At 69.8% G+C, this 450-nt stretch carries 1 protein-coding gene; it reads left to right on the top strand.

Features of this window, described 5'->3' with window-relative positions; translation table 11 throughout:
* A partial coding sequence (locus RB628_RS42915; protein ID WP_318325776.1) for a WhiB family transcriptional regulator occupies window positions 1–450 on the top strand: 450 nt, incomplete at both ends.

Raw genomic sequence — 450 nt, 5'->3', positions numbered from 1 at the left:
CCTGGCAGGACCAGGCCGTCTGCCAGAGCACCGAGTACAACCCGGTGGACCCCGAGATCTTCTTCCCTGAGCCCGACGAGACCGCCAAGATCACCGCCGCCAAGTCGCTGTGCGGCCAGTGCCCGGTCCGTCGCACCTGCCTGGACGCCGCCCTGGAAGGCGGCGACACCCACGGCATCCGGGGCGGAATGACCGAGGAGGAACGCGAGCCACTGCACGAGAAGCTCGCCAACCGCCTCGACTACAGCAGGGTCAACGCCACCGTCGCCGGGCGCGACGTCCACCTCACCAAGGCCGAGCGCCGCGCGGTCGTCCGCGCCGCCTACCGCCACGGCCTCACCGAGCAGCGCCTGGCCTGGCTCCTGAAGATCACCGAGGAGCACGCCCAGAAGCTCTACCGCGAAACCCGCCGAGCCATCCGCAACCGAGACCTGGAGCAGACCACGAAGA

The organism is Streptomyces sp. ADMS (genome assembly GCF_033441795.1).
Classification (GTDB): Bacteria; Actinomycetota; Actinomycetes; order Streptomycetales; family Streptomycetaceae; genus Streptomyces.
Note: the sequence above shows the minus strand (reverse complement) of the source record. Positions and strands in the feature narration are given on the sequence as shown.